We start from the raw sequence: 16,606 nt of genomic DNA, 5'->3' as shown, positions 1-16,606 counted from the left end.
CGGGCAAAGCTCGGCGAACGGCCTCGCCGTAGGCCCCGGAGCCGTCCCGGCACACGATCTCGACACCCGGGTGCTCGCGCAGCCACGCCTCCAGGACGTCGGCGCCCCTGCCGGGTAGGACGTCGATCCGCTCGCCGGTCTCGGCGTCGGTCAGCACGGTCGCGTAGCGGTGGCGGCGGCGCGGGGCGAAGTCGTCCACGCCCAGGACCCGCGGCACCCGTCGCGCGGGTAGGGGCACCCGCAACAGCATCCGCAAGGCCGTGGACCGGGAGGCCGGCGCGGCGAGCACCTCCAGGAGCCGCGACGCGGCCCGGCCTGCTAACTCCTTTACCACAGCACCGAGTTGGCTCGTGAGACGGTTCGTACGACGTTGGTAGCGTTCGAGCAGGCTGGGCACCTGCTCGCGGAACGTCTGCCGCCGACAGCCGAGTACCGGGCAGGCCAGGCGGCGAACGCGCACCGCCACGAGTACCCGCCGGCCGTCCGCCGGCACGTCCGCCACCGTCCGGTGATGGAAGCCATGCACCCGGTCCGTCGGCGCCCCGCAGGCCGGGCAGGGCACCGGACCGTCCTGGGTCCGGGCCAGCACCCGAATCACCTCGCCCTCGTCCACTACGTCCTCGATCACCAGCGGCGACAACCCGGAAAACACCGTGCCCACAAGCTCGTTGACATTTCGCATGACCTGCCAACGACACCCATCACGCTTCGTTACCACCGATTACGGGACAGAGCCGAATTCCTGATACTCCCCACCACTACAGCGAGATCGGCGAGTACAACCTGATGAGTATCCCGAGCGATCTCCTTTTTAGGCGGTTGCCCATGGAACGTGGCTGAGGGCTGAGGGCTGAGGGCTGAGGGCTGAGGCGGAAGGGGGACCGGTGGGGACCACACATTGCTCACCACTGCTTCTGAGTCACCTTTCGCGGAACGAAAAGCGCGGGCTGTCTACTGTCTGACGTGCAGAAATGGCTATGGCCGGGCTGGGGGTCAAGGGGTCGCAGGTTCAAATCCTGTCGTCCCGACCAGCGTTTTCGCAGGTCGTAGGCCGTTTCCACCGGATGGTGGAAGCGGCCTTTCTGTTGTGTCGTCATCTGGTGGTCGCAGTGTGGTCCCGGTGGGTTGGCCGGGGTGCTGGTTGGCGATGCTGTGTCGTTTTCCGTGCCTGGTGGGTGGTCAGGCGGGGGTTGTGGGGGATTCGGGTGGCGTGGTGGTCGTGCAGGGCGTTGTGGTCGGCTTGGTCGAGGGCGTGGTTGATGGCGTCGACGGCTTCGCGGACGGCCTGGATGGTCAGGTAGTGGTAGACGTCCACGGTGGTGGAGAAGGTGGAGTGCCGCAGTGTCTTGGAGACGATGGGCAGGGCACGTGTTCGTCCATGGCGGGGGCGCAGGCGAGGTGGCGCAGGTCGTGGACGCCGGTGACGGGGACGCCGGCTTTGTGGCAGAGGCGGTGGAACTGGCTTAGGACGTAGAGGGGTGGAGCGGGCGGCCGTGGCGGTGGATGACCAGGCCGTGTCCGGGGGCGGGGTTGGGGCCGCGGAGGGTGTCGGGGGCGAGACGGTGGGCGATCGCCGCGGTGGCGCGGTCGGAGAGGGCGACCCAGTTGCGGCTGGAGCGGGTCTTGGGTTCGGTGAAGGCGAGTTCGGTGTTGTCGATGGCCGAGAGCGTCCAGTGGATGTACATGAAGCGTTTGTCGAGGTAGGCGTCGTCCTCGTGGAGGGTCAGGGCCTCGCCTTTGCGGATGCCGGGGCCGATGAGGAGTTCGGTGAGGTCGGCGATCGGGGGGTCGGCGCCGTGGGTGTAGCGCAGGAACGTGGCGGCGTGGTCGGTGGTCCACTCGATGCGGTCGGCGTGGCGCGGCCGGCGGATGACCAGGGGGCGTCCGACGTTGTGGTGCAGGCGGCCGGCCGGGACGGCGTCGCCGAGTGCGCTGGAGAGTGTGCACGGCATGCGGTGGACGGTGGCCCTTCCGCGGCCGTGGGTGAGCTGGTGGTCGGCGAAGGTGCGGATGTGGGGTCGGCGGAAGTCGTCGAGGCTGATGGTGCGGAAGGCGGGGATGAGGTCGTCGTACACGTACCTGCGGTAGTGGGAGGCGGTGGTGGGAGGCGGTGGTGGGCTTCAGTTCGGCCTGTTTGGCGTGGAACCAGTCGTCGAGGTAGTCGGCGACGCTCTGGTCGGGGTCGCAGGGGATGCCGGTGCGTTCGCCGTCGAGGTGGCGGTGCAGGGCCTTTTTCGCGGCCTTCTTCTTGAGGTAGCCGCCGCGGCGGATGGTGTGGCGTGGCCGTCGACGGTGAAGGTCCAGGTGCCGTGGTGGGGGTCGGTGGCGAGGAGGGGGCAGCGGGCGCCGAGCTGTTTGCGGTGCTGGTCGCGGCAGTCGCACCGGCGGTAGACGCGGCCGCGTTTGACGGAGGAGCGCATGGTGATCACTTCACGGCGGGTCGTGGTCGTGCGGGCTCTTCCAGTCTCGTCCCGTGCGGGCGCACTGCGGCGGACGACGGGACCACCGTGCGACCACCGAAGGCATTTGGCGCCTCTGACCTGGTGTGATCCCTTGACCTGCGCTCAGATTGCCTGTGGCTCCCTTGAGCAGCTCGCGGCCTTGTGGATCACGTCCGGCGCCCCGGCATCCGGACATGTCGTCGTTGATGGCGACCGGACGGATGCGCTCAGGTGTGGGACGGCCCGGGGCGTGACGCCGACTGTGACGTAGCCGGAGGCTGGCTGCGAGTGGGGTCTGGGGGCTCTGATTTTATCGAATTCCTCCGGATATCGGCAGGGAATGGGGCCCTCATTCCTTGCCCGCAGGGCCGCTCGGACCGTTTCGGAGGGCGGTGGAATTGCGGCCCCTTCGCGGGGTTACGGAATTCCCGAACCTGATTTCACGCCAGGCCCACATTCCGCGGTGGTTACGCTGAGTAGTATCGGCCGGGGGTTGAGGGCGGGTGTCGACGGCTTGGGGTGAACGCGCGGTTGCCGACAGATCGACGGCCGACACGCAGAGTTGCCGAGAGGCGCGGTGCTCAGAGATCTCCGTTGTCACCCAGGGTGATTATCGAGGGGGCGCGTCGGGTTCGGGTGGGCCGGTCGCGGTGTCGGGCGGCGGTCTCGCGGACGAGCCGGGCGAAGCGTTCGCGGCTGTGGTCCTGGTGCCGCTCGGCGTGCTCGTCCCCGGTCCTCCGCCTCGTCGGCATTGGTGTCCTCGTCGTCGGGGTCGTCGTATTTCTCGTGGAGGAGCCAGCAGCCGTGGATGCAGGCGAGGAGGTCTTCGAGGAGGTCGCGGGCGGGGCGCCTGGGGTTGAGCGGGGTCAGGCGCAGGCCGGTGTCCTCTGGGTAGGTGTCCGCACCGGTGTCGCCCTCGCCTCCGCCGGCGCCGTCGTCGCCCTCGTCCCCCGCTCCGCCCTCCGCGGCACCGACCTCACCGGCGTCGCCGTCCGCCCGGTCGGCAGCGCCCTCGCCACCCGCCGCGTCTTCGCCGCCACCCGCGTCGGCGTCGACACCCATCCCCTCCTCCGCCCTGTCCTCGAAGTCCTCGCTGAAGCCGCACCGGAGGAGTGAACGGACGATCAGGCCACCGCCGAAAGCAGTGAGGCCTCGCCGAACCAAGGTTCGGCGAGGCCTCCTTGAGCTGCCGGACTACCTGCTGCTGACCGGTATCAGGACCATCACGAAGAAGGCCTGGACGCCTACCTGAATGGCCAGCATGGCTCCGGTGCCCACCGGCAGAATGAACACCACCGGCAGCATGAGCACCATGATGGCGACGGCTCTGAGGTCACCGGGTGAGGGGCTCCGCCGCAGCTTCGCCATCAGTGCCAGCAGAATCAGGGTGGAGCCGCCCACGAGGAGTAGCATGCCTGGCCCGTACTTCATGTAGCCCGTGAACGAGTTCCAGAGGTCGAGGCGACCTCCGGTCTCGCTCTGCGCCGGGTCGTACCGGCGGGGAGCCGTCAACGAGATCAGCGTCCACCCGATCATGAACACCACGGCGTAGCGGAACGCGCAGTCCAACAGCCAGAGCAACCCGGACCGGCCGGGGTTCCGCTCCGTCCGGACCGCCGTCAGCAACCTACTGTGCACGTGCCACCAACCCAGGTCTTGTCGATCTTGCCGAAGATGAAATCGAGGGGCGTTGCGTCCAAGCCCGATTCGGACGCCATTCTGTCCTGGGCGTGGAGGATGGGTTCGTGCCCCTGACGGTACTGGACGACCTCAAGATCAGGATAGGCGTCTCCCGAGCGGGTGACCTTCACCCTGCCGGTGTCGTCGAAGCCGACGCCCAGTTCGTTGTCCACGGCGAAGACCGGGAGCACGCTGTTGACGCCGTGCACCTTGACCTTGACGGCGGCCGCATCCTTGCGGATCGGGTAGAGCGTGTTCCGCCACTTGACCACGTCATCGAGCGATGACTCGCCCAGAATGAGTTCCTTGGCCGGGTGGAACTTGCTGCTGTCTGGGAGCGTGATGCCCCTGCTCCTGGCCCCGTTCTCCAGGATCTTGTCCATCGAAGTGGCAGCCTGCACCGAGCCGGTGACGGTGAGGGCGATGTCACCGGTTGCCGTGTTCCAGAACATCGCCATGCGGTAGGCGGCGTTCGGATCCGTCGACACTCCACGGTCGTCCCCGACCAGCAAGCCGAGCGCAGCATCCTTCGTGTGGATGTAGAACCGCGCCATGACGATGCCGCGGTCGGGTCCGGGCTGGCCGGTGAGGTGACGTCGCGACGAGCCGTTCGGATTCGCGCCGAAGCCGGCCTCCTTCGCCTTCTCGTACATGTCGACGGCCGGAGTGCGAGGGAAACCGGGGGTGCTGTCCTGGTGCCGTGCGAGGACGGCCGCGGACACCGGCGTCGCGGTGGCCTGGGCCGCGTTGGCCATGGTGATGCGGTTGCCCGAGCCGGAGCCGCAGTTGTAGAGCGTGCCGCACTCCGGGTTCCCCAGCCCACTCGGGTCCGAGCGGTTGACCGGGTTGTTGGTGCTGTAGGAGTAGCCGTTCCACTGCTGCGGGTCGGTCGAGTCGAACAGCGGGTCCGTGCTGAGGAAGCGGCCGGTGCTGGGCTGGTACTGGCGGGCGCCCAGGTTGGTGAAGCCGTTGAGGTCGTCCTTGAGGCCGCCGACGAAGCCCTTGTCGCCGGCCCACGCACTGGCGGGGGAGTCGGCGCCGCGGGAGACGCCGAAGGGGTCGACGGGGCGGCGGGTCTCGTTCAGCGTGTTGCTGTCGATGGACAGGGTGTTGGTGCCGTGGTGGTCCGCGAACTGATAGGTGAGCCTGGTCGGACCCTGGCGCACCAGCGTGGTGCCGCCCGGCAGGGCGTAGTAGCGGTTGCCGGTGGTGGTCTTGGCGCTGGTGTCGTACACGAGCTCGTCGCCGCCGCCCAGGTTGACCGTGGTCCGGCCCGGGTTGCGTCGCACCAACTGGTTGCCCTCGGCGTCGTAGACGTACGTCGTCGTCAGCGGCCCCTGGGTGAGCGAGGCGAGCTTGCCTTCGGCGTCCCAGGTGAGCGTGGCACCGTTGGCGGAGTCCTGCCAGTTCCAGGTGGCCGTTCCCCACTTGGAGGCCCAGCCGGGCGCGTAGACGACGAACTTGCCGTCGTCCTGGACGACCGCGAAGTAGCCGCTGCCGTTTCCGGCCCAGGTGTTGGAGGACCACAGCGCCACGTGTTGCGGGTCGTAGACGACGAAGTTGCCGTCGTCCTGCATGGTCGCCCAGGCGCCCGGGTGGTTCTGGGTGTTGGACGACCACATCACCGCGCCGCTGCGCAGCGAGGTGAGGACGAGGTTGCCGTCGGCCTGCATGGCGAGCTGGATGCTGTTGGAGCGCACCGTCTCACCGGATTTGAGGACGAAGCCGGCCTTCATCTCCTTGTTGCCGCCGGGGTTGGCGATCTTCGTGGTGTTGCCCGCGGCGTCGTACTGGTGCCCGCCCTGGTCGAGCGGGCTCCAGCCCTGGGTGTTCTTGCTGGTGGCCAGCGCGTGCGGACCGCCGGTGCCGCCACCGGTGTTGGCGGCGGTGGTGGGAGTGTTGCGGGTGCCCGGCGCCGGGAAGGTCTGCTCGGCCCTGAGGTCCTTGGCGGTGTCGCCGCCCGGGTTGCGGTGGACGACCTTGGTGCGGTTGCCCGTCAGGTCGTAGCTGTACTCCTGCCAGTAGGCCGCGCTGCCGCCGACGGTGGACTTCGCCGGTGCCACCGCGCCGCTGGTGGGCGTGGCGTTGGCGCAGGCGCCCTGGCCGCCGGTGGACGGGTTGGGCTGGTTGAGTTGACCGGTGTCGGTCCACGCGGTGGTGAGCCGGCCGAGGTGGTCGTAGCCGAAGCACTGCAGGTCGGTGGCGCTCGGGGTGTTGTTGGGGATCGAACGGATCGCGGTGATCTGCCCGGCCTGGTTGTAGGCGTAGGTGGTGTTCTGCACCGAGCCGGTGGTGGCGGTCTGCTTGTCCACGTACTCGGTCAGCAGGCGCCCGGTGGGCTCGTCGTACGTCTTGCTGGTGACCACCTGGATGCCCCACGGGTTCATCGTGGCGCGGATGTTGCGGCCGTAGGCGTCCCAGTCCGCCTGCCGCAGGTAGGTCAGGCCGGCGCCGCCCATGCTGTTGAGGGTGCCGTAGGTCTCGTAGTTGTAGGTGAGGTACTCCTGCACCAGGTTTCCGGCGGGCGCACGGCCCTCGGACACCATCGCGCCGCTGACCGGGTCGTAGGCGGCCGTGTACTCGAACGAGACCTGCCCGGTGGCGCCGATCTCGCTGCCGGGGATGGTGACGGTCGTGCGGGTCGCGCGATAGGCGACGTCGACCTCGGCGACCGCCTTGGTGAAGGCGTTGCCGCCGGCTCCGCCGACGTAGCGGGTGGAGCTGGTGGCCTGGCCCTTGGCGACGGTGTCGTAGAGGAATCCGGTCAGTTGGTTCGTCGGTGTGACCGTGCCGCTGTAGGTACCGGTCCTGCGGCCGAGCAGGTCGTAGGTGTTGGCCAGGGTCTGATTGCGTGCGTCCGTCGTGGTGGCCAGCCGGCCGCCGGAGTCGTAGGTACGTGTGGAGATCCCGGTGTCCGGGTCGTCGGCACGGACCTGCCGGCCACGCTGGTCATAGGCGTAGCTCCAGGTGTTTCCGGCCGCGTCGACGCGGGTGGCGTTCTGTCCGCTGGCGGTGAACGTGTAGCTGGTGACCTCCGCGTCGGCCTGGTTGCCGGTGGCGCTCGGTGTCCGGTACTGCCAGAGCTGCGTGGTCCGCCCGCGCGTGTCGGTGACCGTGCTGGTCGCGGTGTACCCGCTGGGCGGGCTCACGTCGACCCGGTCGGCGCCGGGGTAGACGGTGGCCGTAGTGTTCTGGAGGACGCCGAGCGCGATGAACTGTGCACTCACCGGCCGGTCCAGGCCGTCGAACGTCGTCACGCTTTGGTTCGGCACCGCGGCACCGTTGGGGATCCAGCGCACCGTGGTCGGGGCGTTGGTGTCCTCGTAGTAGGTGTTGTACGTCCGGTTGTTGCGCCCGTGCGAGTCGTAGAAGGTGTCGGTGACCATTCGCCCGTGGTACGAGGAGACCGCGGGGTCTTCCTGGGTCTGAACGGGACGACCGAGACCGTCGACGATCTGGGTGGACACCGCGTACGAGCCGTTGGGCCGCAGGCTGCGGCTGGTCACGGCGGACGGCTTGGTGGTGTCGTTCACCTCGTAGGTGAAGGTGAGGTTCGCGTCCGCTCCGGGGCTGCGTCCGGGGGTCCAGACCTGTGTCTGACGTCCGAGCCCGTCGTATTTCTGGGTGACTGTCCGACCGTTGGGGTCCGTGGTGGTCAGGGGGAGTGAACGCGCCGGATTCAACTGCACGGTGGTGGTGCGCGCAATGCCCTCGTCCGGCGTGCCGGCCGGGGCCGGAGTACCGGTGACGGTTCGGTTGGTCAGCTCGCCCGTGTTGGCCGCACTGTAGGTCGTCGTTGTCACGGCGCCAGTGGGATTCTTCGGGTCGCTCGTCGTGACATCCGTGACGCTGACGATGCGGCCGTAGTCGTCGAAGCCGGTGGTGCCGGTGTTGGTCCACTGGGGCGCGCCCGCGCCGTTGTAGCCGTCGAGGACCTGTGCCCCCGTCGGGTTGCCCTTGGCGCCGGCGCTGCGGTATGCGAGGCCGTCGAACAGGGTGCGGACGCCGGAGACGGTGTTGGCGGCGGCGGCCGTCGCGGTGCAGGCGTTCGCGCCGGAGACGGTGAGCACCTCGGACAGCAGGCCGGTCAGCTGGGGGTTGCCGGCCGAGGCGGCGTAGGCGTTGCGGGTGCAGACGTCCGGGGTGCCGTCGGCGGTGCTGAGCGAGGTCGTGACGCGGTTGCCGTTGTCCTGGTCACTCTCGACCACGGTCGTGGTGCTGCGGGTGCCGGTGGTGGTGACGGCGGTGCTGGTGCCGGTGGACTTCTTGGACGCGTAGCGGGCCTTGAGCGCGGGCAGGCCGCCACGCGCGTGTACGGCGGTCTCCTTCTCGCCCTCGCTGACGTTCACCGTCCAGCTGAGCGGGGCGCTCGCGCCGGCGTGCGGGTAGACGTCGGTCTCCAGGGCCTTGCCGGAGAGCCAGTCGTGGTCGGTGCGGGCGCCGCTCTTGGGGCCGGCGACGCTCACGGACCGGGTGCCACTGGCCTTGAGGTCGTCGTCCATGCCCTGGTGGTAGGTGGTGACCGTCTTGGACTTGGTCTCGGCCGGGTCGTTCGGCGCGCCGGTGACGGCGGTGACGGCGGCGTAGCCGCGGAACTGGTCCCAGGTGCGGTAGTCGTTCTCGACCAGCGGGCTGTCGTTGCGGTGCCAGGCGGCGTTGCCGTAGCTGTAGGAGACGACCTTGGCGACCGACCCCTGGACGAGGTTGGAGTTGGGGTCGGTGGTGACGGACGCGACGGGGTAGCGCAGGAACCAGTCGTCGACGGGTACCTGTAGCGCGGTGTCGAACCACTTGACATTGTAGCAGCTCAGGGTGTCGGTGTCGGCGGAGGCGGGCATCCGGTTCGCGGTGCGCGAGCAGGAGTCCTGGTGGTAGCCGACGAGGATGGTGCCGCCGGTCTCGGTGGTGACGGTGTCCATCCGGGGACGGTTGTAGCGGGGGCGGGCGGGCGTGAGCCCGTCGACCCGGTTGGGGAGCAGGATGTCGGCGAAGGTGACCTCGGGGAGGGCCTGTTCGGTCTGGCCGTCATAGGTGTCCTTGCCGATCCGCTTGACCGACTGCAGCCACGGGATCCTGTGGTTCTCGCCGGCGTTCTGCGGCGTTTTGAACACGTGCTTCAGCTCGTACCGGTCGACGGGGCGGTAGCCGCCGCCGGAGCGGATCGAGGTGGTGATGGCGTTCAGCCAGCGGGTGGACCAGTACGAGGGGCCGTAGTTGGTGCAGATGCCGGTCTGGGCGCAGTTCTTGTCGAGCGGTACGTCGGGCCAGTCGGCGGCGTTGGCCGGGGTGCGGTTCTCGGTCTTGCAGGCATCGGTGCCGGCGTCGCAGCGCTCGCCGGTCTGGAACTCGATCTTCGAGGCGGGCTGGTGGGTGCCGTTGGCGGCGATCTGGTCAGTGAGGCGCTGCCCGTAGGCGATGGTGGCGAGGGTGCCGGCGCGAGTGTAGTCGGTGTTGGCGCCGGTGCCGCCGTTCTGGCCGCCGCCGCGCGCGTACCAGTTGGTCTCGGGCGCGTAGGTGTAGGTGGTGAGGTTGCCGTGGACGTCGACGACGTGGTCGAGGTTCCAGCGCCAGGCGGTCCGGCACCACGAGGCCTTGCCCTTGGCGGCGTCGTAGCAGGGGTCGCCAGCGTTCGGCGAGTACACGGGAACGGTGTAGACCGACTTGTTCTCCGCGCCCAGGGTGGTCGGTGAACCGTCGGCCGCGGGGAGGTGGTTGAGGCCGAAGTAGTAGACGGTACCGGAGGTGTCCGTCACCTTGAGGTAACTGCCGTTCCAGGTGCCGTTGGTGGCGCCCTTGAGGAACTCAACCTTGGTGCCGTCGTCGTTCTTCGGCCGCCAGGTGCACTTGGACTGCTCGAACGCGGCGTCGCCGTTCACGCAGGAGGCGTCATGCGGGACGAGTTCGCCGGAGTGCGAGCCGAGCGACAGGGTGAGGTTGGCACCGGCCCAGCAGGAGTCGCCGGAACCGGCGATGCCCGCCTTGTCGCAGGGCTTGTAGGAGCGTTCCACGAAGCCGGAGTTGAGGTCCCAGCCGTCGCCGATCCAGGAGGCCTGGGAGTTGGTGGAGGCCATCCGCCCGTCCACCGAGGCGGAGTCATAGCCGAGGGCGACCGCGGGGGCGGAGCCACCGAGGGTCGGCGGCGACTGCACCGGGTAGCTGTACGAGAAGGAGCCGGAGGAGCCGCCGGCGGTCCAGGCCGCGCTGGGCGACAGTGGGGTGGCGCTGTAGGTGCCCTTCCCGCTGGAGGGCGTGGCCTCGACGGCGAGCAGCAACGGCGTGGGGGCGGCGGCCTCGGAAGACTTCGTCTGCGGGCCGCGCGGCGCGGCGTCGGTCCGGGGCAGCCGGACGTCGGCGATGAGCTTCTTCGCCTGCACGTCGTAGCGCGAGACGACTGGCGTACGGGTGAGGCAGCCCGCCGCTTCGGGGGTGGTGGTGGCGCAGGCGGGCAGGGTGACCAGGCGGGCGCGGTCGGCGAAGTCGCCGCCGTAGCCGATGCCGCCGAGGTCGATCGCGACCCGGACGGTGTCGCCGGTTTCGTCGGCGGCGGCTTCGTCGTCGGCGGATGCTCCGGCGTCGGCCGCGGAACCCCCGGCCGCGGGCGCGGCGACGCTCCCGGTGTCACTGCGGGTGAGTGACACCAGCAATCCGCCCGGCAGGCCGGCGGCCGCTGCCGTCTCTTCCTCGGCGACGGTGACCTTGACGGGCGTGCCCTTCCCAGCATCTCCCCGGGTGCCGCCGGTGGGTGCCACCGGGGCGAGCCAGACCGGCAGTTCGCCGACCTGCCGAGGTGTGCCGGCTGCGGGTTCCGGCACCTGTGCGCCGGAGGCGTCCGCCTGGGCGGACTTGCTACCGGCCGCCGGTGGCGCGTCCAGGGTGACCGAGGCGGAGCCGGTGCGGAGCTTCGGCCGGTCCTTCGGCGGCTGCCAGTCGGGCGAACCGGTCTTCGGCGCGGCCGACTTGGGCTGATCAGCCGAGCCGGGGACCGATGAAGTCCGCTGCAGCGGGGTGTTCGGTGGGGACCAGATCCGGTCCTCGTCCTTGCCACCGTCGGCGGCGAGCGCGGCGGGCGCCAGCGGCGGGACGAGCGCGCTCAGGAGCACCAGGGTGGACACGAGTCCGACACGGGTCTTCCTCCTTCGTGTTGGTGGCCCCTCCTTGCGTTCCGACCATGGCAAACGGGTACGACGAGTGGACACTGCGACCCCCCAGAAGATGACTGCACGTCATATCACTTGCAGACACAGGACTGTGGCGGAGAGTAGGGCGCGAACGGTTTCCAGTCGAGAGAAATGTCGATGTATTGCCGCAGTGAGCATCGTCACACCGGAGACCAACCGGCTTGCCTGCGGTGAAAGCGGACACGGTTGCAGATTAATGAAGTTGACGTTGCATTCTTCTGATGTGAGGTTGTCGGCGACCCCTGTGTTCGACCTTCACCGGCCGCGCACAGATCTGCGCGCCTCTTCCCGTGGGGGGAACTCCGTCATGCCTGCCGTTCCGTCCGGGCCCGTGCCCGGTGCGACCCGAGCCGACCGCCGCAGTCATCCCTCGCGGCGTACTGCGGCCGCCGCCGTCGGCCTCGTGCTCGCACTCACATCGCTCACCCCGGCGGCGTTCGCCGACAGCGCTCCGGCGGCGCCGCCGCCTGTCGCGGGCTCGCCGTCGCTCGCCGAGATCATGGCCGCCGCCGACGCGAAGCGGGCCGCCGAGAAGCCGGTGGTGACCGCCGCCGACAAGGCGAAGGCCGAGGCGAAGGCGACCGGGAAGCCGGTGCCGGTCCCGGAGCTGACCGACGAGTTCAGTGAGACCGTGGCCACCCCGGAGGGCCGGCTGTCGCGCACCCAGCACGTCGAACAGCAGCGGGTGAAGCAAGGCGGCGCCTGGGCGGCCCTGGACGCCACCCTGGTCGCCGATCCCGGCGGCGGCTTCCGGCCCCGGGCCGCCGCGTCCGGCGTCCGGCTGTCCGGCGGCGGTAGCGGGCCGTTGGGCACGCTCACCGGCTCGAACGGCGAGAGCCTCGCGATCGACTCGCCGTTCCCGCTGACCACCCCGCACCCGGACGAGGACGGCGACGGGCTGGTCTACCCCGAGGTCCAGCCCGGCATCGACCTGAAGGTCACCGCCTCCAAGCAGGGCGGCCTGAGCACCGTCCTGGTGGTGAAGACCGCCGAGGCCGCCAAGAACCCGCAGCTGAAGAAGATTCGTTTCGGCACCCGGGCGTCCGGCGTCACCGTGAAGGCGGACAAGGACAACAACCTCACCGCCACCGCGTCCGACGGCAGCCTGCGCTGGCATGCCTCGGCGCCGCGGATGTGGGACAGCTCGGTGACCCCGGCCCTGGCCGTGCCGGCCGCCGGTGACGGCGCAGCGGCGGCTGGTGCCGCACCGAGCGCCGTCGGCAGCAGTGTGGACGGTCCGGGCGACGGCGCCAAGGTGGCCGTCATGCCGACCACCGTCACTGCCGACGCCGTCGAACTGACGCCGGACCCGTCCGTGCTCGGCCAGGGGCAGGGCCCGTGGTACATCGACCCGGCGTGGATCCCGGACGCCCGCGAGGGCAACGCCTGGACCTGGACCCAGGAGGCCTACCCCAACTGGTCGAACTACAACAGGACCACCACCAACGGCGGCGACCAGTACTCCCACCCGGGCGTCGGCTACCAGGGCTGGCGCACCGAGAAGGGCCGGGAGCGGGCGTTCTTCCAGTTCAACACGGACTGGTACCACGACATCGTCATCAACAAGGCGACCATGACGGTGTGGCAGTACGAGTCCTCGGACTGGTCCTGCACCAAGACGTACCCGGTCGACCTGTACCTCACCGGCGGCATCGGCAACACCACCAGCTGGTCGAACGAGCCGGGCCGAATCGGCGGGGTGATCGGCACCAAGGGCGTCGGCGGTTCCCTGCACGATGGCTGCGCCGGCAACGTCCCGTTCGAGTACGACGTCACTGGGGTCTACCAGGCGTACGCCCCGGGCAACCACAACCTCACCTTCGGCCTGGTGTCCCCGCTGGAGGGTGCGACCCGGTACTCCGGCGACCGTAACGCCTTCAAGCGGATGGACTACAAGCCGGTCGTGGTCGTCGACTACGACCGGGTGCCCAACACCCCGACCAACCCGTACGCCTGGCGGGCCCCGACCACCGCCGTGCCGTGGCAGGAGAACCAGGGCTGCGACGGGCAGACGCTAGGCTGGCTGAACTCGGCGAGCGGGTTCGGCGGCGCCGTCTCGCTGAACGCCACGGTCAGCAGCAACGCCCAGAATCAGCTGCAGAGTTGGTCGCACATCTGGGACTACTCCATGCCGGGCGTGCCGGACGTCGACTCGGGCCTGTCGCCCTGGGTGGGCAACGGCGGAAACGCGAGCTTCAACGTCAACCAGGGCGTCATCAAGGACGGTCACGTCTACGGCTGGAGCACCCACACCACCGACGGCCTGGTCCAGATGTCAAACTCGACGCCGACCTGCCGCTTCGGCGTCGACCTCACTCCGCCGACCATCAGCGTTCCCGGCGGCTACACCCAACTGTCCGAGGCGGACCTCGCCGACACGTACCCGCCTTCCGGCAACGGCCAGGTGAGCCGCAAGCGCACCGGCGAGCGCGGCATCGTCCCGTTCACCGCGACGGACACCCCGGCGAACAACGGCAGTGCCTCCGGCATTGCCTGCGCCCGCTGGTCCTGGGACCCGCAACTGGCGGGCGTCGGCTGGGTCTGCGGCTCCTCGATGCCGCAGGGCGGCGCGGACGTGGTCCCCAACCGCTGGGGCACCAACATCCTCTACCTCCAGGTGATGGACAACGCCCGCAACGTGTCCCCGATCGCCTCCTACGCCTTTTACGTCCCGTGGAACCCGGACGGCCCGCCGCCGGTCTTCGGCGACGTGACCGGTGACAGCGTGCCGGACATCGTCACCCCGGACGAGGCCGGTGTGCTGCGCTCGTACGCAGTTCCCGGTAACTCGCAGGCCAACAACGCCAATGCGGCACTGATCGCGAGCCCGGCCGACGCCCCGGGCGGGCAGGGATGGAGGAACCTGCAGTTCGCCCACCGCGGCACCCTCACGGGCGGCAACAACATCGACGACTTCCTCGTCCACGCCCCTGGCGACGCCAACCTCTACCTGATGCCCAACCCGGGCACCACCGGGCAGTACGGCCGGATCGACAAGAAGGAGGTGCTCGCCAAGCCGAGGTGTGTGACGACCGCCGCCGAGAACTGCTCCTGGACCACCCAGCCGGGCTACCACGCGGCGGACTGGACGAAGGTGCTGGGAGTGGCCGCGATCGGCGACCCGGTCAACACCGACCTCGACTATCGGCTGAAGTTCAAGAACAAGTCGGGCTTGCTCACGGTCGAGGTCACCGCCGACGGCAGCGACGCCGGGCTCTGGTACTACCCGGCGACCGAGACCAACACCCTTGGCAAGCCCGTCCGGCTGGCCGCCGGCGGCTGGAAGGACAAGGACCTGATCGCCCCCGGTGACTGGGCCAAGCAGGGCCACCCCGGCCTGTGGACCCGCAACCGCGCGGCCTCGCCGGACGGTGCCAAGGACGACCTGCTCGCGTACACCTTCACCACCGGCACCGTCGTCTCGACCGACAACCAGGGCCGGCCGGTGTTCGACGGCGCGGGCAACCCGGTCACCGTGCCGACCCTGACCGGGATCTCCGGCCCGGTGAAGATCGGTGCCGTCTCGGTGGAGACCTGGCCGGTGATCGGCTCGGACGGTGACCTGACCGGCAAGGGCTCGCCGAGCCTCTGGGCCAAGACCCCCGAGGGCCGGGTGGACATCTGGTGGGGCGAGACGGTCTCGCCGGGTGCCGCGAACGCGTCCTTCACCTGGCACGCCGGACCGCAGGCGGTCGCCGAGACCACCGTCAACCCGCTCTGGTACGGCCTCGACGGCCGGAGCCAGGCCAGTGACAGTAGCGCGGCGAACCCGCTGACCACGCCGCAGCCCGTCGGCACCACCGCCGACCACAACGGCACCGCAGGTGCGGCGGCCGCGTTCGGTGCGACCGGCTATCACCGCACTTCCCACGCGGCCGGCATCGACACCACCCAGAGTTACAGCGTCGCCGCGTGGGCGAGGCTCGGCAACACCGGGGGCTTCCAGTCAGTTGTCTCCCAGGTGGGCCAGGAGCGCAGCCCGTTCTACCTGCACTACGAGCCGGTCAACCAGCGCTGGCTGTTCACCGTGACCGGCGAGGACGTGGAGAACACCGGTCAGTACTACTCGGTGTCCAGCCCCGAGGCCGCCACCGTCGGCACCTGGACACACCTCGTCGGTACCTACAACGCTGGCACGGGCAACCTCACCTTGTACGTGAACGGCCGGGCGGTGGACACCCGTCGCGCCCCGCAGGTATGGAAGACCAACGGCGCCCTGCTGATCGGCGCGGAGGGAACGAACAAGCGCGGCGTGTCGACCGGGGCGCTCTTCAGCGGGGCAGCGAGTGACGTCCGGCTCTACCCGTACGCGCTGACCGAGCAGCAGGCACGCAGCCTGGCCACCACCGGGTCCAGTGTGCAGATCCGCAGCGCGTACAACGCGGGCAAGTGCATTGACAATTGGGGTGGCGCCGTGGGCACCCAGCCGCGCGCCTACAACTGCTACAACGGCGCGGCGCAGCACTTCAACCTCACCGCCGACAACCGGATCAAGGTGCCCGGCACCGAGCGCTGCGTGACCACCCAGGACGTGCCCGCGGGCTGGGGCAGCAAGGTGGTCCTCCTGCCGTGCGGCGACGCGGACCGGCAGACCTGGGTGCGCAAGGGCGACGGGGCACTGTACAACCCGGCATCGGGCAGCTGCCTGGAGCTGCCGGGGTGGAACGACGCCAACGGTACCGTCGTCGGCATCTGGCAGTGCAACGGCAACCCGAACCAGCGCTGGCACCTGGAGGCCCAGGCCTGATCCCCACAGGTCGAGCCTGATCCTCACGGGCAGGCGCCCGCACGTTCCGCGGCCCCGGCCGGACCCCTCGTCCGGCCGGGGCCGCGGTCGTTGCTCCGGGCTGCGGCCCGCCCGTCCCCCGGCCGTGCGTTCGGCCGGGCGGCCGCGGCCCCCGGAACGGCGAAGGGCTCAGCGGCGACTGAGCTCCTGGTCGATGGCGCTGATCAGCTTGCCGTCGAGCGACCAGATCATCGCGCCAGCGAGGTCATCGTGGCGTACGTAGGAGGCCTTGGTGCGCTGGACGGTCGGGTCGTCGTACGTCCACAGGGTGCTGCCGCCGAGGATCCATGCGTCGCCGTTGCCGCGACCGCGGTAGACCTTGTGGGTGCCGGACTGGCCGAGCTTCTTGAAGGACTTGTAGTGCTCGGTGCCCGAGGTTCAGGTGGTCGGGGCCGGGCCGGTGACCGGCTAAGGTCTGTGTGATGTTGTGAACCGCTGCGGGTTCTGCAGAGACTCTAGATTGTTGCTGTGACCTGCAGGTTTGGCTGCTGTTGGCTGTAGTAGGCGGCTTCGTACTCGGC

General features: G+C 69.5%; 6 protein-coding genes and 2 pseudogenes. 2 read left to right on the top strand and 6 right to left on the bottom strand.

Translation table 11 applies throughout. The features are described from left to right. From ACIO5D_RS38105 to ACIO5D_RS38095, 3 genes are all read right to left on the bottom strand, one after another. A partial coding sequence (locus ACIO5D_RS38105; RefSeq protein WP_400800861.1) for an ISL3 family transposase occupies positions 1 to 652 on the bottom strand: 652 nt, incomplete at its 3' end. Positions 653 to 1,093: 441 nt separating this feature from the next. Next, positions 1,094 to 1,315 (bottom strand): hypothetical protein, encoded by a 222-nt coding sequence (locus ACIO5D_RS38100; RefSeq protein ID WP_400800858.1) that lies wholly within the window; start codon positions 1,313 to 1,315, stop codon positions 1,094 to 1,096. A 148-nt stretch (positions 1,316 to 1,463) separates the two neighbouring features. Further along, entirely contained in the window at positions 1,464 to 2,075 is a 612-nt protein-coding gene (locus ACIO5D_RS38095) for a hypothetical protein (RefSeq protein WP_400800855.1), read from the bottom strand. A gap of 1,266 nt (positions 2,076 to 3,341) precedes the next feature. Between ACIO5D_RS38095 and ACIO5D_RS38090 the strand changes: the two are divergent. Beyond that, positions 3,342 to 3,557 (top strand): annotated as a pseudogene (locus ACIO5D_RS38090) (LysR family transcriptional regulator); the annotation flags it as partial. Between the two features lie 78 nt (positions 3,558 to 3,635). Here ACIO5D_RS38090 and ACIO5D_RS38085 read toward each other — a convergent pair. Together ACIO5D_RS38085 and ACIO5D_RS38080 are read right to left on the bottom strand one after the other, a co-directional pair. Beyond that, the gene (locus ACIO5D_RS38085) at positions 3,636 to 4,079 is read right to left on the bottom strand and encodes a hypothetical protein (RefSeq protein WP_400800852.1); all 444 of its coding nucleotides are present in this window, start codon (positions 4,077 to 4,079) and stop codon (positions 3,636 to 3,638) included. Then, positions 4,061 to 11,233, bottom strand: coding sequence for an RHS repeat-associated core domain-containing protein (locus ACIO5D_RS38080; RefSeq protein ID WP_400800849.1), 7,173 nt, complete (start codon positions 11,231 to 11,233; stop codon positions 4,061 to 4,063). The genes ACIO5D_RS38085 and ACIO5D_RS38080 overlap by 19 nt, the downstream gene beginning before the upstream one ends. Positions 11,234 to 11,702: 469 nt before the next feature. On the opposite strand from ACIO5D_RS38080, the gene ACIO5D_RS38075 reads away from it, so the two are divergent. After that, positions 11,703 to 16,046 carry a LamG-like jellyroll fold domain-containing protein gene (locus tag ACIO5D_RS38075; RefSeq protein WP_400800846.1) on the top strand — a complete coding sequence of 1,448 codons (4,344 nt, stop codon included), beginning with the start codon at positions 11,703 to 11,705 and terminating at the stop codon, positions 16,044 to 16,046. 168 nt (positions 16,047 to 16,214) lie between these two features. On the opposite strand, the pseudogene ACIO5D_RS38070 reads toward ACIO5D_RS38075, so the two are convergent. Continuing rightward, positions 16,215 to 16,421 (bottom strand): annotated as a pseudogene (locus tag ACIO5D_RS38070) (glycosyl hydrolase family 18 protein); the annotation flags it as partial. Positions 16,422 to 16,606 lie beyond the last annotated feature (185 nt).

The sequence above is a fragment of the Kitasatospora sp. NPDC087315 genome (genome assembly GCF_044744345.1).
GTDB lineage: Bacteria > Actinomycetota > Actinomycetes > Streptomycetales > Streptomycetaceae > Kitasatospora.
Note: the sequence above shows the minus strand (reverse complement) of the source record. Positions and strands in the feature narration are given on the sequence as shown.